This is a genomic window from Mesorhizobium sp. B1-1-1 (genome assembly GCF_006442955.1).
In the GTDB taxonomy this organism is placed as follows: domain Bacteria; phylum Pseudomonadota; class Alphaproteobacteria; order Rhizobiales; family Rhizobiaceae; genus Mesorhizobium.
Genome location: NZ_VFWW01000001.1, coordinates 378,655 through 399,244 on the forward strand (window position 1 = coordinate 378,655; position 20,590 = coordinate 399,244).

Genomic DNA, 20,590 nt, shown 5'->3' on the forward strand with positions numbered 1-20,590 from the left:
CCATGCCGGGCAAGATCCCCGTGACTAAAAATGTGGCAGCGCTCAGCGGCTGCCATGATTTTGCCGCAAGGCTGACATTTCACCTTTTATCTCAACCCGTTAGGTGATCACGTGAGATTTCGCATCGTCGTCATCTTTTGTTCGCTAAACGGGAACGGAAGGGATAGACGGGCATTGTTTTGCGACGCGTTAACCGATACGTGTCAAGAAATGGTGCGGTGCACAATAAATGTTTTGGCGGAGTAGCTGAAGTGTCCCTTCTGCAAATCTACTGGCGAGCGCTCGGTTATTTGGCAGCTGACAGGAAACGCGTAGCGCTGATCTGCTCAGCCAATGTCGCGCTGGCCATCATCGCCATCCTGGAGCCGATCATGTTCGGTCGCGTGATCGACGCGATTTCCGCACACGGCTCCGTCTTTTCGACCCTCGCCCTCTGGGCCGGCCTGGGCGCCTTTAACATCATCGCGTTCGTTCTTGTGGCGCGCGGCGCCGACCGCTTCGCCCACGCCCGGCGCAGCGAAGTGCTCTGCGACTCCTTCGAGCGCGTCATCACCATGCCGCTCGCCTGGCATCATCAGCGCGGCACGTCCAATTCCCTGCACACGCTGCTGCGTGCCGTGGAGACCTTGTTTAGTCTCTGGCTCGAATTCATGCGCCAGCATCTGTCCACGGCCGTCGCGTTGTTCCTGCTGATCCCGACCGCGCTCAGCATGGACGTGCGCATGTCGATGGTGCTGCTGGCTCTCGGCGTGCTCTATGTCGGCATCGGCCGGCTGGTGATGAAGCGGACCAAGGCAGGCCAGGCCGCCGTGGAGCGCCACTATCACACCGTATTCGCCCATGTGACGGACTCGGTCAGCAACGTCGCCGTTTTGCAGAGCTACAACCGCCTCGGCCATGAGGCCGATACGCTGCGCCGCTACGTCAAGAACCTGCTCGATGCGCAGAACCCTGTGCTCGACTGGTGGGCCATGGCCAATGCGCTGCATCGTCTGTCGTCGACGATTTCGATGATGGTGGTGCTTTTGATCGGCGCCTATCTGGTCACCCACGGCCAGCTGCGCATCGGCGACGTCATCGCCTTCACCGGTTTTGCAACGCTGCTGATCGCACGTCTCGACCAGATGTCGGCATTCGCCAACCAGATTTCGGAAGCCCGCGCCAAGCTCGAGGATTTCTACCATCTCGAGGACTCGGCGGCCGACGCCGCCGAACCGGACGGGCTGCGCGATCTCACTAACGTCACCGGCCATGTCCGCTTCGAGAATGTCGGCTTCGAATTCGCCAATTCGGGGCAGGGCATCCACGACGTCTCCTTCGAGGTCCAGGCGGGCCAGACCGTAGCCATCGTTGGGCCGACCGGCGCCGGCAAGACCACGCTCATCAATCTGTTGCAGCGCGTCTTCTCGCCGTCCACCGGCCGTATCCTGATCGACGGCATCGACACCCGCACCGTGACCCGCAAGTCGCTGCGCCATTCGATCGCCACCGTGTTCCAGGATGCAGGCCTGCTCAACCGCTCGATCGAGGACAACATCCGCGTCGGCCGCTCCGATGCGACCAACGACGAGATCCATGCCGCCGCCAACGCGGCTGCCGCACAGGACTTCATCCTGGCCAAGAGCAATGGCTACGACACGGTAGTCGGCGAACGCGGCGGCCAGTTGTCTGGCGGCGAGCGCCAGCGCATCGCCATTGCCCGCGCCGTGTTGAAGGATGCTCCGATCCTGGTGCTGGATGAGGCGACCAGCGCCCTCGACGTCGAGACAGAAGACCGCGTCAAGGAAGCGATCGACGAATTGCGCCGCGACCGCACCACCTTCATCATCGCCCACCGCCTGACTACCGTCCGCGACGCCGATCTGGTCGTGTTCATGGACAAGGGCAGGGTGGTCGAAATGGGTGGCTTCGCCGAGCTGTCGCTGCGCAACGGCCGTTTCGCCAGCCTGCTGCGCGCCGGCGGCCTGCTCAACGACGAAGAGGTCCGCCGCCTCAGCCGCTCGATACAGGGCGAGGCCGCCTGAGCGGGTTCTTTTACCTCCCCCCGTGGGAGGTCGGACCGAAGGTCCGGTCGGGGAGCGCCGCCGTCCTCACCCCGCTGCTTCGCAGCAACCCCCCCAAGGGGAGGTGACAAGGCCTGCGACACTCCCTCGATTGCCCCAGACGCATAGCCGGGCTATTTAAAGCGGCATGACCGACAGCACTTCACGCCTGAGCGGCTGGACCGATCTTGCCAACCCGACACGGTTCGTGGCGCTTGCCGACCGGGTGGTGCCGTGGCTGGCGACGATTGCGGCGCTGACCCTTGCCGCCGGGCTCTATATGAGCTTCACCGCGCCCGAGGACTTCCAGCAAGGAATCACCGTCCGCATCATGTACATCCATGTGCCTTTCGCCTGGTTGGCCATGATGTGCTACACGCTGATGGCGCTCTCGGCGCTCGGCACATTGGTCTGGCGCCATCCGCTGGCCGATGTCGCACTGAAATCGGCGGCCCCCATAGGTGCCGTCTTCACCGCGCTGGCGCTGGTCACCGGTTCGATCTGGGGCAAGCCGATGTGGGGCACCTGGTGGGTGTGGGACGCGCGGCTGACTTCGGTTTTCGTGCTGTTCCTGATGTATCTCGGCATCATCGCGCTGACCCGCGCGCTCGATGATGCCGGCCGCGCCGCCTGGGCCGCCGCCATCATCACGCTGGTCGGCTTCATCAACATACCGATCATAAAATTCTCGGTCGATTGGTGGAACACGCTGCATCAGCCGGCCTCGGTGTTCCGCATGGGCGGATCGACCATCGACCCCTCGATGCTCTGGCCGCTGCTGGTGATGGCCATCGGCTTCACGGTGCTGTTCTTCGCGTTGCACCTGATGGCGATGCGTACCGAAATCCACCGGCGGCGGGTGATTGCGATGCGCAGGGTCGCGGCCCGGCAGGCTGAGCGTCAGCCGGCTTGAATCACCCGCGCCTGGCCAAAGAAGTCATCCCATCCGCCCACGTGCGGCCACCGGCAGGGTTTCCAGCACCGTCTCGCCGTCGATCAAATTGACCTCATTGAACAGGTTGGTGACGACGCAGCAATGGTCGGGCACCACGCGCACGCGCTCGCCGATGCGAAGCTTGCCATCGCCTGACAAAGTGACCGTGCCGTGTTCCTCGCTCAGGCTGGTCACCCGTGCTCCCGCAAGGCCGAGCAACTCGCCGAAATCGGCGAGCCCCAGCGTGTCGCTCGACAGCGCCTTGCTGCCGGCGTCGAGAATGGCACGCGTCCGCGTCGGATGGCTGACCACGGTCGACAGCACGCTCAGCGCGCAATCGTCGAGGCTGCCGACGCCCTTGGCGACCTGGTAGCGGTCGAGATAGATGTAGGTGCCGGGGCGGTATTCCGTGACGACGCTGTCTTCGCCCGAGCGCCACATGTCGGGCGTACCGCCGCTGGAGATTCGCGCGCAGGCGAGACCGCAGGCGGCCAGCGCCTGCCTGGCGCCGGCGAGCCAGGCCTCGGCCTCCCCCGCACGGCCCGCGGCCGGATAGGTCATCAACCCGCCGAAGGCGAGGCCCTTTGCCGTCTCGATCTGTCTTGCCAGGCCAACCCCTTCAGCGGCCGTCTGCACGCCGCAGCGCCCCATGCCAGTGTCGCATTCGACCAGCACCGGCAGGGGAAGGCCAGCATCGGTGAAGGTGGCGGCCAAGCCTTCGATCGTCTCCATGCTGTCCGCCGTCACCGACAGGGTGACGCGCCCATGCAGCGCCTTCAGCCGCTCCAGCTTGGCGCGGCCAAGGATGTTGTAAGGGAGAAAAATGTCGGTCAGCCCGGCATCGGCCATCACCTCGGCCTCGCCGATCTTCTGGCAGGTGATGCCGACCGCGCCCGCGGCGACCTGCTTCTTCGCCCAATAGGGCAGCTTATGCGTCTTGATGTGCGGCCTGAGCTTCAACCCGTAGCGGTCGGCATGCGCTTGCGCGCGGGCAATATTGGCTTCGGCGCGCGCTGCGTCGATCAGGATCGATGGCGTATCGAGGTCGTGAATGGTCGGCATCATCTGTCACCCTGTGGAATCCGCAGCGGTTATGGCCTTGAAACCGCCTTATGTCACGCGGCCAGCCGAGCGGACCCGTGGTTCCATGCGGCCACGCCGCAAGCCGGGGCGGGCAATACGGATCGACACCGCATCGGCGTTCGGCTATGCGACTTATCGGAAAAGTCGACACGAGGACCACGATCATGAAACGCTCCGCCATCAACGACATCATCCGCGAAGCCGACGCTTTCATCCGATCGTTCGGCTACATCATGCCGCCCTTCGCCTACTGGTCGCCGGAAGAGATGAAGGCGCGCCAGATCGATTCTTCGGCCATTTTCACCTCGCGGCTCGGCTGGGACATCACTGACTACGGCCAGGAAAAATTCAAGGAGCTTGGCCTGTTCCTGTTCACAGTGCGCAACGGCCGCTACGAGGACATGAAGAAGGGCATGGGCATGCTCTATGCCGAGAAGATCATGATCTCGCGCAAGGACCAGTTGTCGCCGATGCACCGCCACAACATCAAGGCCGAGGACATCATCAACCGTGGCGGCGGCAAGCTGGTGCTGGAACTGTTCATGCACGATCGCGACGGCGGCATCGATCCCAGGGCCGAGGTGTCGGTGCCTGTCGACGGCACCATCCACCGGTTGCCGGCGGGCGGGCTGCTGAAGCTCGATCCGGGCCAGAGCGTCACGCTGCTGCCCGGCGTCTGGCATGCCTTCTGGGCCGAAGGCAAGGACGTACTGATCGGCGAGGTGTCGACCGTCAATGACGATCTCACCGACAATGTATTTCGCGAGCCGATCGGCCGCTTCTCCAACATCGAGGAGGACGTCGCCCCGCTGCACCTGCTGGTGTCCGACTATGAGAAGTGGCTGGGGTAACTTCGCAGTAAACTGAGGCGCCGGCCGGCTAACGGCCAAGGCCGGCAGCGCCTCAATGGCAGCAGCCAAGTGAAAGTGAGTCCCCCGGTTGCCTCTACGGCGATCCCTGGTCGATCGATCCCACCGCTTCGCCGGTGAAGATGACCTTCGTGCCCTCGTGCACTTCGGAGGCGAGATCTTCGGCGTCCCAATTGGTCAGCCTGATGCAGCCATGCGAGAAGGTTTTCCCGATCTTGCTCGGGTCCGGAGTCCCGTGAATGCCGTAACTTTCGATGGACAAATCAATCCACACCGATCCCACCGGATTGTTTGGCCCGGCGGCGATCGTGAAGGGGCGCTTGGTCCTGACCCCCTTGAAGGCGAAGTCGGGATCGTAGTGATAGGTCGGGTTGTGCACCACGCGTTTGACCTCTGCCTGGCCGCTCGGCGCCGGCTTCTCCTGGCTGCCGATCGAGGCGGGGTACACCGCAAGCACTTTGCCGGACGGGTCGAGCACGCGAAGCTGGCGCGCGCCCTTGTCGACCTCGACCTCAGCAACACCCGCGGGCGGATCGCCTCGGGTGACGGCAGGCACCAGCACCTTTTGCCCGGCCTTCCTGAAGCCGACGCCAGGGTTGAGCCGTTGAAGCAACTGTTGGCTGACGTGGAAGCGCTCCGCTATTTTTTCCGCCGCGTTGTGGTAGCCGAGCCTGCGCAGGCGGGCCATTTTCTCCATGCGCGCCGGAATTCGCCTGGTAAACGGTCCGCGCACATCCTTGCGCGTCAGCTCGTACGTCTCGAGCGCCGGGCTCGGGGAGGTCGCGACCAGCTTGTCCCAGGTCTGGCGGGTGAGCTTACCATCGGCGGGCAGCCCGTTGGCCGCCTGAAACGCCCGGACCGCCTTGGCGAAGTTCTCTGCTGCGCGGCCGTCGATCAGGCCCGGCGAGAAGCGCGCGCGATCCAGAAGGATCTGTGCCTTCAGCACGGTCGCACTGACGCCTTTTGCTTCGCTGTCGTCGAATTGCGCGTTGTTGACGGCTGCGACGTCCAGCTTTGCCGCCGCCGATACGTCACATGCCATGGCGAGCACGACAGCCGCGACGAGAAGGAGCCTGGTCATCGACGTCACACTCCTGCATGAGCACCTGCTTCTATGACGTTGCAGGGCCGATCTGGTTCCATTCCCCCCTGCATTTGAGCCGCGATCACCGACTGCCAGTATGAGGAATACGGATCGGGACGTCCGGCGGTCGCGCGGATGCATGTGATGATAGACTTAACGGCAAGAACTCGGCGCCGGCTGCACGCTCGTCCTGCACAGGCATGACGAGCTGATTGGTACATCCGTCTTGGCCAACCTTGCTTGCAGCGCCGGCAACGCCTCGCTTCGCCGCGCCGTGTCAGGCATTCCACCAGCCCGTGCAGCGCCTATGACAAAGCCGGGCTCACCCGCATCGGTGCCGAACGTCTTTAACTGCCAGGCCTGCCCTTGTTTTGTTTGCGGGCATAGACGACGCATGCGTCGACGGCGCTGACACACAGCCCATCGCGGCGGTTTGGAAGGTTGTTGTCGCCCGCATAGGCGACCTCAGCCACACGGCCATCGACGATGCGAACCTGTGTGTTGCAATAACCTCCCGGAGCGACATTCAACGACCCGCCGACGGAAGGGATGGGGCCCACCGCGAAGGTAGGAAGCACGACATTGACATTGCCCCGCTGCACCGCGCGCTCATAGCTCCAGATTTGCCCCGATGCTCCTTCGTCGGCGGTGGCGGTGGGGAACCCCGCGCACATTCGCAGGTCCGCTTCGCTGAGGCCGACCATTTCCTTTTGGGCGGCAGCCGTTGTGGGATCCTCTTTCGCAAGCTTGGACGTATCGTCGGGAACGACGCAGGACCAGAGCGCGCCCGTGCCGGTGAGAAGAAACAGGATAGCCGGTAGTCGAATCCCGCGAGACGCCAAAACCGCTCTCCGATCTGCTGGATTGTTCGCCCGCCCTTCACCGAGGTAAGAGGCCGCCCCGATATTTCAACCCGTGATGATCGGGCTGCCTGTTCGATCGCGAGACGGCGGATCAGGCTGGTTGGTCTGGTGCGGACGGTGGGAGTGAAGCTGGCTGGGGAACCTGGATTCGAACCAGGACTAACGGAGTCAGAGTCCGTGGGTCTACCGTTAACCTATTCCCCAGCAGGCGAGGTCATAAACCGCGCGGGCCGAGCGGGCGAACCGCTGTGAGCGCTGCCTTGTAGCCGCCAGCAGAAAATAGTCAAGCCTGCCGGTGTTTCAATTGTGATGTTTCGGCGCGGCTTTTCAATTGCCTGTCCGCCCGAACTGCGAGCGCTCGAAATAGAGCACGATGCCCAGGCCCAGAAACAGCGGGACGATGAGATAAAACAGCCGGAATACCAGCAGGGCCGCCAGCACGCCCACGGGGTCCATGTCGGAGAGCCCGGCCAGGAACACCACCTCGAACACGCCCAGCCCACCCGGCGCGTGCGAGATCTGCGCGATCGAGAAGGAGACGAGGAACACGCCGAGCACCACGAAATAGCCGGGGTTATGGGTCCCGGGGAGGGCAAAGAAGATGATCGCGGCTGCCGCCAGGAGTTCGATCGGGCCGATCAGTAATTGTCGCGCCACGATCGGCAGGGCCGGATAGTGAATCTGAAAGCTGCCGATCTTCAGCGGCCGCAGATGCAGCCAGCTGCCGAAGATATAGGCGGCGACGACGGCAAGCATGACGATGCCCGCAGCCCGCGACAGGCCGTGATGGGCTATGCCGGAGAAGCGGTCGATGATCTGCGGTTCGAGCACCAGAACGAGGCCGGAGGCAAGTACCGTCGACAGCACGAAGGTAATCCAGCAGATCGCCACCAGCACGCCGACGTCCTGTCCGCTCAATCCCCTCGTGCCATAGGCGCGATAACGGATGACGGCGCCCGAAAACACCGAGCCGCCGATATTGTGCGACAGCGCGTAGGTGGTGAAGGAGCACAGCGTGACGAACAGCCACGACACGCGTTTGCCGATATGCAGGAGCGCGATGTGGTCGTAGCCGGCGAGCGAGGCATAGGCGACAACCGCGCTCAGCCCCGCGAGGATCCAGCCGCGGGCCGGGATCGCCGCAATACCGTCCCAGACATCATCCAGCGAAATGCCGCGCAATTCGTGCCAGAGCAGCAGGAGCGAGAAAATCACCGCCCCGACGCCGACGACCGGCCAGAAATAGCGTCTCCAGTTCATTGCCTGACTGCCATGCGTTGCGGGCCCGTTGCCTTCGCTGTCATTGCGGGAAAGCGGTCGGCGATTCCGATCGCTTTGCCCCCTCTATTTCAGAGATGCCTCATCGAAGCCGGCTATTCAACCGCCGGCCCTTGCCGCCATGGCAAGCCGCAATCGTTATCGTCGTCGAGAGGCGGAAAATCGACAGCCGAGCGGGAATATCGGCCCGGCCATGCGACCGTCCCCACACGCATTTGTGCTGAAAGTCGCTGTTTACCCCCACTTTGCGTAAGACGCGGCAGCGGGCGGTTTGCGGACAGCCCGGCAAAATTCGTGCCATGCGGCACTTGGTGATCCGGGCCGGCGCTGCTAGTCTGGCGGCAACTTGAAACAAAGAAGCGCCTGCTGCGTCCGTTCGCCGGTTCGCGCGGCGCCGGAAGGAACGACAGTGGAAGACCGCGACACCGGCGCCGGCGCGCCGGAGGTGGGCGCGTCCAGCGCTTCCCCGGGGCCGGCAGGCCCGGGGACCGCCAAATGGCAGCAACGCCGCCCGACGGAGCCACGCTCCGCCGACGGGCAGGCGAGCGACGCGAACCACCATCAAAAGGGCAAGGCCAAGAAAAGGCGCAAACGCCGGCGCGGGCGCAAGGTTTTTGCGCGCGACGATATCCGTCCCGCGGCGAACGGGGCGCCGACGGCACGCGCCGCCGCGGCTGGCGCGGCGCTTGCAGGCATAGCCACACCGCCCATCGCGGTGGCTCGGCCCGAATCGGGGGCTCGTCGGCCGCCGATGCCAGAATTGCCGGTCTTCGCCGCGCTCGATCTCGGCACCAACAATTGCCGGCTGCTGGTCGCCGTGCCGGCGCGTCATGGCCAGTTTCGCGTCATCGACGCCTTTTCGCGCATCGTGCGACTGGGCGAGGGGCTCACGGCCAGCGGCCGCCTCGGCCAACCGGCGATGGACCGCGCGGTCGAGGCCCTGAAGGTCTGCGGCGAGAAACTGCGCAACCGCAAGATCAGAAAGGCGCGGCTGATCGCCACCGAGGCCTGCCGCTCGGCGGCGAACGGGGTCGAATTCCTGGAGCGCGTCGAGCGCGAGGCTGGCCTCAAGCTCGAAATCATCGACCGACAGACCGAAGCGCGGCTGGCGGTGTCCGGCTGCGGTTCGCTGGTCGAGCGCGACACGCAGGGCGTCGTGCTGTTCGACATCGGCGGCGGCTCCTCCGAGATCGCGCTGATCGATCTCACCGGCCGCCGCTCGCCGCGGCTCGCCAACCATATCGTGTCGTGGACGTCGCTGCCGGTCGGCGTCGTCTCGCTGGCCGAGCGTTTCGGCGGCCGCACGGTGACGCGCGAGATTTTTGGCGCCATGGTCGACGACGTCGCCGCCCGGCTCGCCGCCTTCGATGGCCGCGATCGGCTTAGCCACCTCAAGGCCAGCCCGAAATTTCATCTGCTGGGCACTTCCGGAACGGTGACGACGCTGGCTGGCGTCCATCTCGATCTCGAGCGCTACGACCGCCGCCGCGTCGACGGCCTGTGGATGGACAGGGACAGCGTCGACCGCATGGTCGAAAAGCTGGTCGGCTGGGATTTCCAGCAGCGTGTCGCCAATCCCTGCATCGGCGCGGACCGCGCCGACCTGGTGCTGGCCGGCTGCGCCATTCTGGAAGCGATCCGCGCCGTGTGGCCGTCGGAGCGGCTGCGCGTTGCCGACCGTGGCTTGCGCGAGGGCATATTGAGCGAGCTGATGGCCGATGACGGCGTCTGGCGCAACGATGGGCGCGGCAGAACATGATCCCGAACCGCAGGACCGCGTCAGCGAAAAGTGGCGACCGGTTTTCGCGGACAAACGGCTCCGTTTGTCCAGAAGTCACGCTCGGGCAAGCTGGCGCAAGCGTTGCTCCGGTGAGCAGTCGCCCCCCACTCCGTCGAGCTTCGCTCGACACCTCTCCCCCGATCGACGGGGGAGAGGAATGGCGCGAGCTAGCCAATCTTGGCGCCCTTCCTCTCCCTCCGGAGGGGGGAGAGGTGGCGCTGCGAAGCAGCGACGGAGTGGGGGAAGCCGTTTGCCAAACGCGCTGCCGCCGAAAAACGGCCACAACCCGGCAAGCGAGAAAACTTGGACAAGAAGTCAACCAATGACCAAGAAACCGGAAAAGCCGGGCTCGGCCGGCATTCGCGTGCTGAAGACGCGGATCAAGAAGAAAAGCGGGCTGAAGGAATCGTCGCGCCGCTGGCTGCAGCGTCACATCAACGATCCCTACGTCCAGCGCTCCAAGGCTGACGGCTACCGCTCGCGCGCGGCCTACAAGCTGATCGAGATCGACGACAAGCACCATCTGCTGAAACCCGGCATGAAGGTGATCGACCTCGGTGCGGCCCCCGGCGGCTGGTGCCAGGTCGCGGCCGCGCGGACCAAATCGACCGCGGAAAATCCGCATGTCGTAGGCATCGACTATCTCGAGATGGATGCGGTGCCCGGCGCGCCGGTGCTGTTGATGGATTTCCTCGATCCCGAGGCGCCGCGGAAGCTGGCCGAGGCGCTTGGCGGCGATCCCGATGTCGTGCTGTCCGACATGGCGGCGCCCACCACCGGCCACAAGCGGACCGACCACATCCGCACCATGCATCTGTGCGAGGTGGCCGCCGATTTCGCGCTGTCGGTGCTGAAGCCGGGCGGCCACTTCCTGGCCAAGACGTTCCAGGGCGGCGCCGAAAACGAGCTGCTCTCGATGCTGAAGAAGAATTTCCGGTCCGTCCACCACGTCAAGCCGCCTGCGTCGCGCGATGAGTCGGTGGAGCTGTATCTACTGGCGAAGGATTTCAAAGGGCGAGAATCCGGTCCGCCATCAGGCGGATCGGAACGTCCAGTGGATGTCTCGAAGAACTTGAGCGCACGGAGCCATGGCGAAGGGCCGGCGGACGGCGACGGCTGAACCGTCTCACTCCCCCGGCGACCTCACCGGTTCCAGCGGCTTGGGCATGGTCAGGCGGCCGTGGCCCGATACGGCGTTGCCGGCATCGGGCGCCAGCCGCATGAACGACAGCGATGCGGCGGCGGAAATTGCCGCGACGATGAAGAAGGCGGTATGGAAGTCCGGCAATGTCAACGGGCCGCCGTGGATACCCGTCGATACTTCCAGGATGCCGCCGGCAACCGCCACGCCCAGCGCGATCGACAGTTGCTGGAACACGGCGGCGATCGGTGTTGCCTTGCTTGTGTCCTCGGCTGAAACCTCGGCGTAGGCGAGGGCGTTGATGCCGGTAAAGAACATCGAGCGGATGAAGCCGCCCACCAGCAGCATGGCCAGCATCAAGAGATAGGGCGTATCGGGCGTGAACAGGCCGTTGACGGCGATCGACGCGGCGGCCACCAGCGAGCCGACGATCAGCACGCGACGAAAGCCGACGACGCGGAAGATCAGCGCTGTGACGAATTTCATGCCGATGGCGCCGATCGCGGAGACGAAGGTAATCATGCCGGACTGGAACGGCGTCAGCCCGAAACCGATCTGGAACATCAGCGGCAGCAGGAACGGCACGGCGCCGATGCCGATGCGGAAAAGTCCGCCGCCAAGCACGGAGGAGCGGAATACCTGGTTGCGGAACAAGTCGAGCGCCAGCAGGGGGTTCCTGGCACGGCGCGCATGCATGAGGTAGAGAGCGCCCGACACCAGCCCGACGCCCACGGTGATGAAGCCGGTCGCCGGCGGCAGATAGGGCAAGCTGATCACTGACAGGCCGAACACGACGCCGGACGCCGCCAGCCCGCTCAGCACGAAGCCGACGAAATCGAGCGGCGGCGTCTCCATCGATTCGGTTTCCGGCAGGAAGCGGGTGGCCAGCCAGATGCCGATCAGGCCGATCGGCACATTGATCAGGAAGATCCAGTGCCAGGTGAAGTAGGTGGTGATGAAGCCGCCGATCGGCGGTCCGACCAGCGGGCCCACCAATGCCGGCACGGTCAGCCAGGACATCGCCGCGACAAGTTCGCTCTTGGGCGTGGCGCGCACCAGCACCAGGCGCCCGACCGGCGTCATCATGGCGCCGCCTATGCCTTGCAGGAAACGCGACACCACGAAGGCCGGCAGCGAGCCTGAAACGGCGCAGGCGACCGAACCGACGATGAACACCGCGATCGCGGCGCGGAAAACGTTCTTGGCGCCGAAGCGATCCGCCATCCAGCCGCTGATGGGAATGAAGATCGCCAGCGACACAAGATAGGAGGTCAACGCCAGCTTGAGCGCGATCGGGCTGGTGTGGATGTCGAGGGCGATCGCCGGCAGCGATGTGGCGATGACGGTCGAATCCATGTTTTCCATGAAAAGAGCGACCGCCAATATGAGCGGAATGGTTCGGTTCAAAGGAACGCGTCCGGGCTTGATTCCAGATGTTGCCGACCGGGAGTTTGCCGGCAGGCAGGGCGGTTATCACGGCTGGACACCAATGTCGTGTTAAATTGCTGTCACTTTTATGCGACCGCAACCTCCGGTGGCGGCTGCGATACGCGATTGCTTGCAAAAAGCGGACACTATCCCTATTGTAGTGAAAATAACTACAGGACGTTATGATCATGGAAGAGGCCGTTTCGGCAGCCGATGCCAATCGCAGATTTTCTCGCATCCTGCGTGAGGTACGCGAGGGCCAGAGCTACGTCGTGACAAGCCATGGTCGGCCGGTGGCACGGATCGTGCCTGCGGAGAGGCACGAGGGTGTGGCCTCCCGCTCGCGCGCGGCATTGCTGTCGCGACTCGAACGGCAGCCGGTTGCCGATGCAGGACGCTGGACCCGCGATGAACTCTACGAGGATGACCTGTGAGGGTCGCGCTCGACACCAACATTCTTGCCTACGCAGAGGGCGTTAACAACGTAGACAAACGCGACCACGTTCTCGAACTGCTGCGCAAGGTTCCACAAGACGCTGCCATTGTTCCGGTTCAGGTGCTGGGTGAACTGTTCAATGTCCTCGTCCGCAAAGCCGGAAGGTCGCGCCAGGAGGCTCGGGATGCGCTGCTTAGCTGGCGCGACGCGTTCCCGGTTGCTGGGACGACGCCGGAGGTGATGACGATGGCTGTCGATCTTGCGGCGGACCATCGCTTCGGCATCTGGGATGCCGTCATTCTTTCGGCTGCATCCCAAACGGGTTGCCGGCTGCTTCTGTCGGAAGACCTGCAGGACGGCTTCACCTGGGGCGGTGTAACCGTCGTCAACCCCTTTGCATCGCCGCGTCACGCTTTGCTGGATGCTTTCCTTGGTTCGCAATAGAAGCTGAAGCGTCCGCAACGATCGGCTTTTCTTCCGTGCCGGGACGTGGTACCAGCCACCGCCAATCCTGAAAGGGAAGAAGAGAGTCGCGCTGTCCATCCCGGTCCAGCGCTTTTCCCGCATTCAAAGGGCTGGCCATGGCAAAAATCATCGAAACGTCCACCGGCGCGCTGGCGCTGACCTTTGACGACGTGCTTTTGCAGCCCGGCCATTCCGAAGTCATGCCCGGCCAGACCGACATCCGCACCCGAATTGCCGGCGACATCGACCTCAACGTGCCAATCCTGTCGGCGGCCATGGATACCGTCACGGAGGCAAGGCTTGCCATCGCCATGGCGCAGGCCGGCGGCATCGGCGTCATCCACCGCAATTTCTCGCCGGCCGAGCAGGCCGAGCAGGTGCGGCAGGTGAAGAAATTCGAATCCGGCATGGTGGTCAACCCGGTCACCATCGGTCCCGACGCGACGCTGGCCGACGCGTTGTCGCTGATGCGCACCTACTCGATCTCGGGTATTCCGGTGGTCGAGAATGGCGGCTCCGGCGGCCACAAGAGCGGCCGGCTGGTCGGCATCCTGACCAATCGCGACGTGCGCTTCGCTTCCGATCCGGCGCAGAAGGTCTACGAATTGATGACCCGTGAGAACCTGATCACGGTCAAGGAGAATGTCGACCAGGACGAGGCCAAGCGGCTTCTGCATCAGCACCGCATCGAAAAGCTCGTCGTCGTCGACAAGCAGGGCAATTGCGTGGGGCTGATCACCGTCAAGGACATCGAGAAATCGCAGCTCAACCCGCACGCCACCAAGGACGCGCAGGGGCGTCTGCGCGCCGCGGCCGCCACCAGCGTCGGCGACGACGGTTTCGAGCGCGCCGAGCGCCTGATCGAGGCGGGCGTCGACCTTCTGGTCATCGACACCGCGCATGGCCATTCGCAGCGTGTCCTCGATGCCGTCACGCGGGCGAAAAAACTCTCCAATTCGGTGCGCATCCTGGCCGGCAACGTCGCCACCGCCGAGGGCACCCAGGCGCTGATCGATGCCGGCGCCGATGCCGTCAAGGTCGGCATCGGCCCCGGCTCCATCTGCACCACCCGCATCGTCGCCGGCGTCGGCGTGCCGCAGCTGTCGGCCATCATGTCGGCGGTGGAAACTGCGCACAAATCGGGCGCCTCGGTGATCGCCGATGGCGGCATCAAATATTCCGGCGATCTGGCCAAGGCGCTTGCCGCCGGCGCCAGTGCCGCCATGATCGGCTCGCTGCTTGCCGGCACCGACGAAAGCCCGGGCGAGGTCTATCTGCACCAGGGCCGCTCCTTCAAGGCCTATCGCGGCATGGGTTCGGTCGGCGCCATGGCGCGCGGCTCGGCCGACCGATACTTCCAGGCGGAGGTTCGCGACACGCTGAAACTGGTGCCGGAAGGCATCGAGGGGCAGGTCCCCTACAAAGGACCTGTGTCTGGCGTGCTGCACCAGCTTGCAGGCGGCCTGAAAGCCGCTATGGGTTATGTTGGTGGCCGCGACCTTGCCGATTTCCGCGAACGCGCCACCTTTGTGCGCATATCCAACGCCGGACTTCGTGAAAGCCACGCCCATGACGTCACGATCACCCGCGAAAGCCCCAACTATCCCGGCGGAGCCTGATCGGCCCGACCAGTACACGTTCTGGCGCAATCTGGCCGCGACCATCTTGCGGCTATCGCGCCACGCTGCCGCCCTTTGCACCGCATCGGTGGCCGTTTTCATCGCCATGACGCTCATGGAGTTCTTCTATTTCCGCCAGTTGAGTGGCGGTTTGCCGTCGCTCGACATGCGCGTTTTTGGCTTCACGCCGGATGAAGGCATGGCCTGGCTGACGGCGCTCGGCCGGCGCGGCGGCGAGATCATCCTGGTCTGGCACTATCTGACCTTCGATCTTCTGTTCCCCGCGCTGTTGTCGGTGACGCTGGTCAGCCTGATCCTGGCAACGGGAAGGCGGTTGAGGAATTTCCGCGTGCTTCCGGGCCAGATGCAATCGATCTTCGCACTGATCCTGGTGCTGCCCTACACGATCGCCAACTACGCCCAGAACATCGCCGTGGCCCGCCTTCTGTCGGATTTCCTGTCGGCCAATCCCGATTCCCTGGGTCTCGCCTCGGCGCTGATCGTCACCAAATTCGCGCTGCTCGCAATTCCGGTGATCGTCATCGCCGTCTTCTGGCTGGCGGGTCAGAAACAGAATTGATCTGACCCGGCACCGGGCGGGGAGGGTTCATGAACCAGACATCGATTTTCTGGCCTGTTCTGGCGCACGTGTTGCTGGTCTACATCGTCTATGGCGCCATGGCCCGGCGCAGGTATGTCGCCATCCAATCGGGCGAAGCCAAAGTCAGCCAGTACAAGGCGCGCTCGACCGAGCCGGCCTCCTGCGTGACAGTTGCCAGCAACCTCAGCAACCAGTTCGAACTGCCGGTGCTTTTCTATGTGCTGTGCCTGATGTTGCACCTGACCAACGGCGTCAACTATCTGACCTTGGCCCTGATGTGGATCTTTGTCGCGACCCGCTATTTTCATGCCTGGGTTCACCTGACCAGCAACAATCTGCTCCTGCGCAGCCGGTCTTTCTCCCTGGGGGCAGTGATTCTTTTGCTGGGCTGGATCTGGCTCGCGCTGCACCTGCTCCAGGTGGTTTGAGCAGTACTCCCCTTCGTTGGGGCGCTCCGCCTACAAATCGAACACCGCTATTTTGCGCTTGTCGAACTTGATGCCGATCTCGCCGCGCACCAGCTTCAGCGCCGCCTCGCCGAAAACGGCGCGGCGCCAGCCCTGCAGCGCCGGCACGTCGGCGGCTTCGCCTTCGGCAGCGATGCGGTCGATGTCGTCGCTGGAAGCCAGGACCTTCGATGCGACGCCTTGCTTTTCGGCCACGATCCTGAGCAGCACCTTCAACAGCTCCGCGGCGGCGCTCGATCCCTCGGGCGGCTGAAAACTCTTTGGCAGCTTCGGCAATTGCTCCTTGGGCAGAGCTAGTGCGGTGTTGACCGCGCCTAGCAGCGCCGCCGCGGTCGAGGAGCGCTCCCAGCCCTTCGGTGTCGTGCGCAGCTTGGCCAGCGCGGCCGCGTCGCGCGGCGCCTGCTGCGCCACCTCGTAGATGGCGTCGTCCTTGAGCACGCGGCCGCGGGGTACGTCGCGTTCGCGCGCCTCGCGCTCGCGCCATGCCGCCACGGCCTGCACGATCGCCAGCTCCTGCGGCTTGCGCAGCCGCATCTTCAGCCGCTTCCAGGCATCCTCGGGGTGTGGATCGTAGGTTTCGCGCGAGGTCAGGACGTCCATCTCCTCGTTCAGCCAATGGGCGCGGTTCTCCCGCTCCAGTTCGGCGCTGAGATGCTGGTAGACCTCGATAAGATGGGTGACGTCGGCAAGCGCATAGTCGAGTTGCTTTTCGGACAGCGGCCGGTGGCGCCAGTCGGTGAAGCGCGAGGACTTGTCGAGCCGCGCGCCGGTGACGCGCTGCACGAGCTGATCGTAGGAAACGCTGTCGCCGAACCCGCAGACCATCGCCGCAACCTGGGTATCGAATACTGGATGGGGAACGAGATCGCCCAGATGGACGATGATTTCGATGTCCTGCCGCGCGGCATGGAAGACTTTGACGACAGCTTCGTTGGCCATCAGCCTGAAAAACGGCTTCAGGTCGATGTCTGGCGCCAGCGGATCGATCAGCGCCGTTATTCCGGGCGCCGCCATCTGGATCAGGCACAGGATCGGCCAGAAGGTCGTTTCCCGGATGAATTCGGTGTCGACGGTGACGAAATCCGATTTTTCGAAAGCGGCGAGAACGGTCTCGAGTTCTTTTTGGGTGGTGATGACGTGCATCAAATCGCTTTTGGCAGGAGTAGGGTCTTCCTAGATTTCAGCCGGGAAGGCTTTCGTCAAGCGTTGGCGCACGCATCACGGCCCGTCCGGCCCGTCCGGATCGCCGTTTCTTCTGGCCAGCCGGGCGAAAACCGTCGAGGTGCGCAACAGCGCGATGAAGCGGCTGCGCTTGCCAGCCGGCACGCCCGACCGCGCCCGCATCCGATAGAGGATGACGGCGATGAAGATCGCATAGACCAGGGCGCTGAACACGAAAAGCGCGCTTGGGCCAAAATACTGCATCGCCGTCGATGCGGCGAAAGGGCCGCCAATGGCGCCGAAGGAATAGAACAGCATCAAGGCGGCGTTGATCAGAACGAACTCGCCCGCGCCGGCGCGGTCGTTGGAGTGCGCCGCCGACAGCGAGTAGAGCGGCATGGCGAAACAGCCGAAGATGAAGATGATGAGGAAGTTGAGAAACGGGTCGGCTCCCGCCACGAACGCCAGCGCCAGTGCTGCCAGCATGGCGCAGCATGTCGTCGCCAGCAGCACCGAGCGCCGGTCCCAGCGATCGGAGAGATAGCCTAGCGGGTATTGGATGAGTGCGCCGCCAAAGATACCGACGCTGACGAAGGTGACGACATCGGCGACAGACATGCCGATCTGCTCGGCATAGACCGGCGACAGCGTGCGGAAGGCGCTGTTGGTGACGCCGACGGCGACGCAGCCGAAACAGCCGAGCGGCGAGATGCGCCAGACCCGCGCCAGGTCGAGCTTGACGTCTTCCGGCGGCGTCGGGTTGGAGCGATCGCCCAGCGATACCGGCACCAGCGACAGCGTGATCATCATCGACATGATGGCGAAGATGGCGAAGCCGCCCGCGCCGAAGATCGGGATGAGGAACTGCGCGCCGGTGACCGAGCCGATGTCGACCATGCGGTAGATGGCAAGCACGCGGGCGCGATCCTTGTTGCTGACCCCGGAGTTGAGCCAGGCCTCCATCACCGTGAACAGGCCGGCGAAGCAGAAACCGCCGGCAAAGCGCACCGCGCACCACATCACCGGGTCGATGACCAGAACCAGGAGCAATGTGCCGGCCGATGCGGCCGCGGCCAGCGCCGAGAAGGTTCTGACATGACCGACCGCTTTCAGGATGCGGGTGACGGCCAGGCAGCCGAGCAGGAAGCCGGCGAAATAGAACGTGCCCATCAGGCCGATGTCGGAAGCCGAAAAACCTTCCTGCGCGCCGCGCAGCGCGATCAGCGTGCTTTGCAGCCCATTGCCGCCGAGCAGGATGCCTGCGGCGATGAGGAGCGGGATCAGCGGACGGATGGATGACATTAGGCGATCACATGTCTGTGATCCCTTCTTGAACCATCGCTTCCGTCAACGCCAGCGGCAATTCCCCGCGCCAACAGGATGTGTCCGCCTTTCCGTTCAAGGAAGTCGGCGCCTGCGTCCTCGACGTCCCACGGCGAACCGCCCGGCTGCTCCCGACGCGATGGCTATTCCCGCGAGGACCGCGACGAGCCCGACAATCAGGTTTGCATTGACTTGCTCACCGAGAAAGACGGCGCCGAAGATCGATGCCGTCACGGGGTTCACGGCAACCGAAACGGCAACCAGCGTTGGCGGCGCACGTTCAAGCGCGAACGCCCAGAGGAAGAAAATCAGGGCGCCGCAAATTACGGCCAGGTATCCGCTGGCAACCCATTGCGACGCCTCAAGCGCGGCAAGTCGCGTCAGGCCTCCAGTCAAAGTCGACAGCGCCAACAGGCAGGCCGTGCCGACGGCCATGCCAAACGCGGCGAATGATGTCGGCGCGCAGCGGGTGAGAAAAGGTCGCGACCAGACATTGTAGAGCGCCATGCAGAATGCCGCCGCGATCATCAGGAGGTCTCCGCGCCAGGCGCCCTGGGGAGCTGTCGTCAGGCTGCTGCCAAGCGCGACAGCCACTCCGGCCATCGCGACCAGGACGCCGACGATCTTGCGCGTCGTCGGCGGTTCGATCCCTAGAACCGCGCCTGCGAGCATTGTGAGCACAGGCAGCGTCGAAAGCGCCAGAGCTCCTCGCGCCGCCGTCGTGTAGACAAGGGCTCCGTTGAAGAGCGCCGGGAACAGGCCGAAGAACAGCAGGCCCAATGCGGCGGCGCCAGGCCAATCGCTTTTCGCAGGCCACTTGTCCCGTCGCAGAAGCGCTACGGCGGCGAGCACCAGAAAACCACCCCCGAACCGGATCGCGCCGATGGTGAGCGGATCCAGCGAACGCGCGAGATAGCGCGTTGCACCGACAGCGGTGCCGCCAAAGGCGCTGGAGAGAATCGCCGCGAGCACGCCTCCAGTTTCCATCGCTTCCCCTCTGCCAGTTCGGAGTCCAGCGGTATCGGGCAAACCGGGTAAAAGGAATCGAATAAATGCAATGAGCTTGATAAGCTTGCGCAATGAGCAGTCGGAGTCTCGATCCGGAATTGTTGCGGACTTTCGTCGTCGTTGCCGAGCGGCTCTCTTTCACGCGAGCCGCCGAGCAGCTCAATCGAACGCAAGCCACCGTCAGCTTGCAGGTGAAGCGCCTTGAAGAGCGCCTCGACATTTCGCTGTTCCGTCGATCGACGGCCCATGTCGAGCTTACGGCCGCCGGCGAGGGGTTTCTGGTCGACGCACGCCGCATTCTTGCACTTAACGAGCAGGCGATTGCCCGTGTCTCCAACCAACGGGTAGCGGGACGCATCCGGATAGGCGTCATGGAGGACTACGGCACCAAGATCCTGCCACGCCTCCTCGCCGATATCGCCGTGCGATTTCCGCTCATGCAGGTCGAAATGGAGATCGGCCTCACGGCGCGGCTGCTGAAACGGCTCGGCTCATCATTTGACGCGGTCATCGCCATGCATCCGGAAGGTGTGGCCGAGGGCGATCTGATATGCCGCGAAAGAGCGATATGGGCGGCGGCGAGGACCCACTCTGTCGAAGAACTCGATCCGCTGCCCGTCGCGTTGTCGGACCCCGATTGCTTGTTTCGCGCATGGGCGATTGACGCGCTCGACAGAGCGGGCCGGCCGTGGCGACTGGCCTATGTCAGCCCGAGCCTTGCCGCGACGGAGGCGATCGTCGAGCAGGGCCTTGCGGTTACCGTGGTCAAGGGCAGCATGCTCGCGCCCGGCCTGCGCGATGTCCATCCTGGCCCTTATGTGCCGCCGCTGCCCGGGGCGGAGATCCGCCTTCATCGGGCCACAACGTCTTCCGCAAGCGCCGTATTGGTCGTCGATCACCTCGCGCATCGCCTGCGGCTGTCAAGCCTTGGTTCATAGGGCGACCTGCGCGCCGGCGAATGCTCCGAAAGAACCCGTCAACCCGGGTTCGTTGCCCTGGCCCTCCGCC

The 20,590-nt window shown here is 64.1% G+C and carries 19 protein-coding genes and 1 tRNA gene; 11 read left to right on the forward strand and 9 right to left on the reverse strand.

Annotated features, from left to right (window positions below; genetic code table 11):
- Positions 1-251: 251 nt before the first annotated feature.
- Together FJ986_RS01865 and FJ986_RS01870 are read left to right on the forward strand one after the other, a co-directional pair.
- Entirely contained in the window at positions 252-2,024 is a 1,773-nt protein-coding gene (locus FJ986_RS01865; protein WP_140494133.1) for a glucan ABC transporter ATP-binding protein/ permease, read from the forward strand.
- A 166-nt stretch (positions 2,025-2,190) separates the two neighbouring features.
- Entirely contained in the window at positions 2,191-2,955 is a 765-nt protein-coding gene (locus tag FJ986_RS01870) for a heme ABC transporter permease (RefSeq protein ID WP_140670056.1), read from the forward strand.
- A gap of 24 nt (positions 2,956-2,979) precedes the next feature.
- Here FJ986_RS01870 and FJ986_RS01875 read toward each other — a convergent pair whose 3' ends face one another.
- The gene (locus tag FJ986_RS01875; protein ID WP_181181842.1) at positions 2,980-4,038 is read right to left on the reverse strand and encodes a D-TA family PLP-dependent enzyme; all 1,059 of its coding nucleotides are present in this window, start codon (positions 4,036-4,038) and stop codon (positions 2,980-2,982) included.
- Positions 4,039-4,223: 185 nt separating this feature from the next.
- On the opposite strand from FJ986_RS01875, the gene FJ986_RS01880 reads away from it, so the two are divergent.
- Entirely contained in the window at positions 4,224-4,910 is a 687-nt protein-coding gene (locus tag FJ986_RS01880; protein ID WP_140673269.1) for a D-lyxose/D-mannose family sugar isomerase, read from the forward strand.
- Positions 4,911-5,004: 94 nt separating this feature from the next.
- Here FJ986_RS01880 and FJ986_RS01885 read toward each other — a convergent pair whose 3' ends face one another.
- The 4 genes from FJ986_RS01885 to FJ986_RS01900 form a co-directional block, all read right to left on the reverse strand.
- A complete protein-coding gene (locus FJ986_RS01885; protein WP_140673368.1) occupies positions 5,005-6,009 on the reverse strand; it encodes a L,D-transpeptidase in 1,005 nt (334 codons plus the stop codon).
- A gap of 350 nt (positions 6,010-6,359) precedes the next feature.
- Positions 6,360-6,854, reverse strand: a complete 495-nt coding sequence (locus tag FJ986_RS01890; protein WP_224519168.1) for a hypothetical protein — start codon at positions 6,852-6,854, stop codon at positions 6,360-6,362.
- A gap of 151 nt (positions 6,855-7,005) precedes the next feature.
- Positions 7,006-7,079: transfer RNA gene (locus FJ986_RS01895), tRNA-Gln, on the reverse strand.
- Positions 7,080-7,202: 123 nt separating this feature from the next.
- The gene (locus FJ986_RS01900) at positions 7,203-8,135 is read right to left on the reverse strand and encodes a lysylphosphatidylglycerol synthase domain-containing protein (RefSeq protein ID WP_140673271.1); all 933 of its coding nucleotides are present in this window, start codon (positions 8,133-8,135) and stop codon (positions 7,203-7,205) included.
- Between the two features lie 427 nt (positions 8,136-8,562).
- Between FJ986_RS01900 and FJ986_RS01905 the strand changes: the two genes are divergently transcribed.
- Together FJ986_RS01905 and FJ986_RS01915 are read left to right on the forward strand one after the other, a co-directional pair.
- Complete coding sequence (locus FJ986_RS01905; protein ID WP_140521743.1) at positions 8,563-9,912, forward strand: Ppx/GppA phosphatase family protein; 1,350 nt, start codon at positions 8,563-8,565, stop codon at positions 9,910-9,912.
- Positions 9,913-10,255: 343 nt separating this feature from the next.
- Entirely contained in the window at positions 10,256-11,053 is a 798-nt protein-coding gene (locus tag FJ986_RS01915) for an RlmE family RNA methyltransferase (protein WP_140494122.1), read from the forward strand.
- A 6-nt stretch (positions 11,054-11,059) separates the two neighbouring features.
- On the opposite strand, the gene FJ986_RS01920 is transcribed toward FJ986_RS01915, so the two are convergent.
- Positions 11,060-12,481 (reverse strand): MFS transporter, encoded by a 1,422-nt coding sequence (locus tag FJ986_RS01920; RefSeq protein ID WP_140494120.1) that lies wholly within the window; start codon positions 12,479-12,481, stop codon positions 11,060-11,062.
- A 209-nt stretch (positions 12,482-12,690) separates the two neighbouring features.
- Here FJ986_RS01920 and FJ986_RS01925 point away from each other — a divergent pair, with 209 nt between their 5' ends.
- The 5 genes from FJ986_RS01925 (at position 12,691) to FJ986_RS01945 (ending at position 16,051) form a co-directional block, all read left to right on the forward strand.
- The gene (locus FJ986_RS01925) at positions 12,691-12,936 is read left to right on the forward strand and encodes a type II toxin-antitoxin system prevent-host-death family antitoxin (RefSeq protein WP_140521745.1); all 246 of its coding nucleotides are present in this window, start codon (positions 12,691-12,693) and stop codon (positions 12,934-12,936) included.
- Positions 12,933-13,382 (forward strand): PIN domain-containing protein, encoded by a 450-nt coding sequence (locus FJ986_RS01930; RefSeq protein ID WP_140515645.1) that lies wholly within the window; start codon positions 12,933-12,935, stop codon positions 13,380-13,382. Before FJ986_RS01925 ends, FJ986_RS01930 begins: the two co-directional genes overlap by 4 nt.
- 137 nt (positions 13,383-13,519) lie before the next feature.
- A complete protein-coding gene (guaB, locus tag FJ986_RS01935; protein WP_140494114.1) occupies positions 13,520-15,022 on the forward strand; it encodes an IMP dehydrogenase in 1,503 nt (500 codons plus the stop codon).
- Positions 14,973-15,602 (forward strand): hypothetical protein, encoded by a 630-nt coding sequence (locus FJ986_RS01940; RefSeq protein WP_140494112.1) that lies wholly within the window; start codon positions 14,973-14,975, stop codon positions 15,600-15,602. Before guaB ends, FJ986_RS01940 begins: the two co-directional genes overlap by 50 nt.
- Positions 15,603-15,631: 29 nt before the next feature.
- A complete protein-coding gene (locus FJ986_RS01945) occupies positions 15,632-16,051 on the forward strand; it encodes an MAPEG family protein (protein WP_140673273.1) in 420 nt (139 codons plus the stop codon).
- A gap of 30 nt (positions 16,052-16,081) precedes the next feature.
- On the opposite strand, the gene rnd is transcribed toward FJ986_RS01945, so the two are convergent.
- The 3 genes from rnd to FJ986_RS01960 form a co-directional block, all read right to left on the reverse strand.
- Positions 16,082-17,233: a ribonuclease D gene (gene rnd, locus FJ986_RS01950; protein WP_140637775.1), complete on the reverse strand. Its 1,152-nt coding sequence runs from the start codon at positions 17,231-17,233 to the stop codon at positions 16,082-16,084.
- Between the two features lie 75 nt (positions 17,234-17,308).
- On the reverse strand, positions 17,309-18,553 hold the full coding sequence (locus tag FJ986_RS01955; RefSeq protein WP_140673275.1) for an MFS transporter: 1,245 nt from the start codon (positions 18,551-18,553) through the stop codon (positions 17,309-17,311).
- 96 nt (positions 18,554-18,649) lie between these two features.
- On the reverse strand, positions 18,650-19,654 hold the full coding sequence (locus FJ986_RS01960; protein ID WP_348640442.1) for a DMT family transporter: 1,005 nt from the start codon (positions 19,652-19,654) through the stop codon (positions 18,650-18,652).
- Here FJ986_RS01960 and FJ986_RS01965 point away from each other — a divergent pair.
- Positions 19,654-20,520 (forward strand): LysR family transcriptional regulator, encoded by an 867-nt coding sequence (locus FJ986_RS01965; RefSeq protein WP_140673277.1) that lies wholly within the window; start codon positions 19,654-19,656, stop codon positions 20,518-20,520. The two genes, FJ986_RS01960 and FJ986_RS01965, sit on opposite strands and share 1 nt — an antisense overlap.
- The last annotated feature ends 70 nt before the right edge of the window (positions 20,521-20,590 follow it).

What these genes read in the sequence shown, in the direction of transcription:
- FJ986_RS01870 (WP_140670056.1), top strand. Translation starts at nt 2,191, where the DNA reads ATGACCGACAGCACTTCACGCCTGAGCGGCTGGACCGATCTTGCCAAC.
- FJ986_RS01875 (WP_181181842.1), bottom strand. Translation starts at nt 4,038, where the DNA reads ATGCCGACCATTCACGACCTCGATACGCCATCGATCCTGATCGACGCA.
- FJ986_RS01880 (WP_140673269.1), top strand. Translation starts at nt 4,224, where the DNA reads ATGAAACGCTCCGCCATCAACGACATCATCCGCGAAGCCGACGCTTTC.
- FJ986_RS01885 (WP_140673368.1), bottom strand. Translation starts at nt 6,009, where the DNA reads ATGACCAGGCTCCTTCTCGTCGCGGCTGTCGTGCTCGCCATGGCATGT.
- FJ986_RS01900 (WP_140673271.1), bottom strand. Translation starts at nt 8,135, where the DNA reads ATGAACTGGAGACGCTATTTCTGGCCGGTCGTCGGCGTCGGGGCGGTG.
- FJ986_RS01915 (WP_140494122.1), top strand. Translation starts at nt 10,256, where the DNA reads ATGACCAAGAAACCGGAAAAGCCGGGCTCGGCCGGCATTCGCGTGCTG.
- FJ986_RS01925 (WP_140521745.1), top strand. Translation starts at nt 12,691, where the DNA reads ATGGAAGAGGCCGTTTCGGCAGCCGATGCCAATCGCAGATTTTCTCGC.
- guaB (WP_140494114.1), top strand. Translation starts at nt 13,520, where the DNA reads ATGGCAAAAATCATCGAAACGTCCACCGGCGCGCTGGCGCTGACCTTT.
- FJ986_RS01940 (WP_140494112.1), top strand. Translation starts at nt 14,973, where the DNA reads ATGACGTCACGATCACCCGCGAAAGCCCCAACTATCCCGGCGGAGCCT.
- FJ986_RS01945 (WP_140673273.1), top strand. Translation starts at nt 15,632, where the DNA reads ATGAACCAGACATCGATTTTCTGGCCTGTTCTGGCGCACGTGTTGCTG.
- rnd (WP_140637775.1), bottom strand. Translation starts at nt 17,233, where the DNA reads ATGCACGTCATCACCACCCAAAAAGAACTCGAGACCGTTCTCGCCGCT.
- FJ986_RS01955 (WP_140673275.1), bottom strand. Translation starts at nt 18,553, where the DNA reads ATGTCATCCATCCGTCCGCTGATCCCGCTCCTCATCGCCGCAGGCATC.
- FJ986_RS01965 (WP_140673277.1), top strand. Translation starts at nt 19,654, where the DNA reads ATGAGCAGTCGGAGTCTCGATCCGGAATTGTTGCGGACTTTCGTCGTC.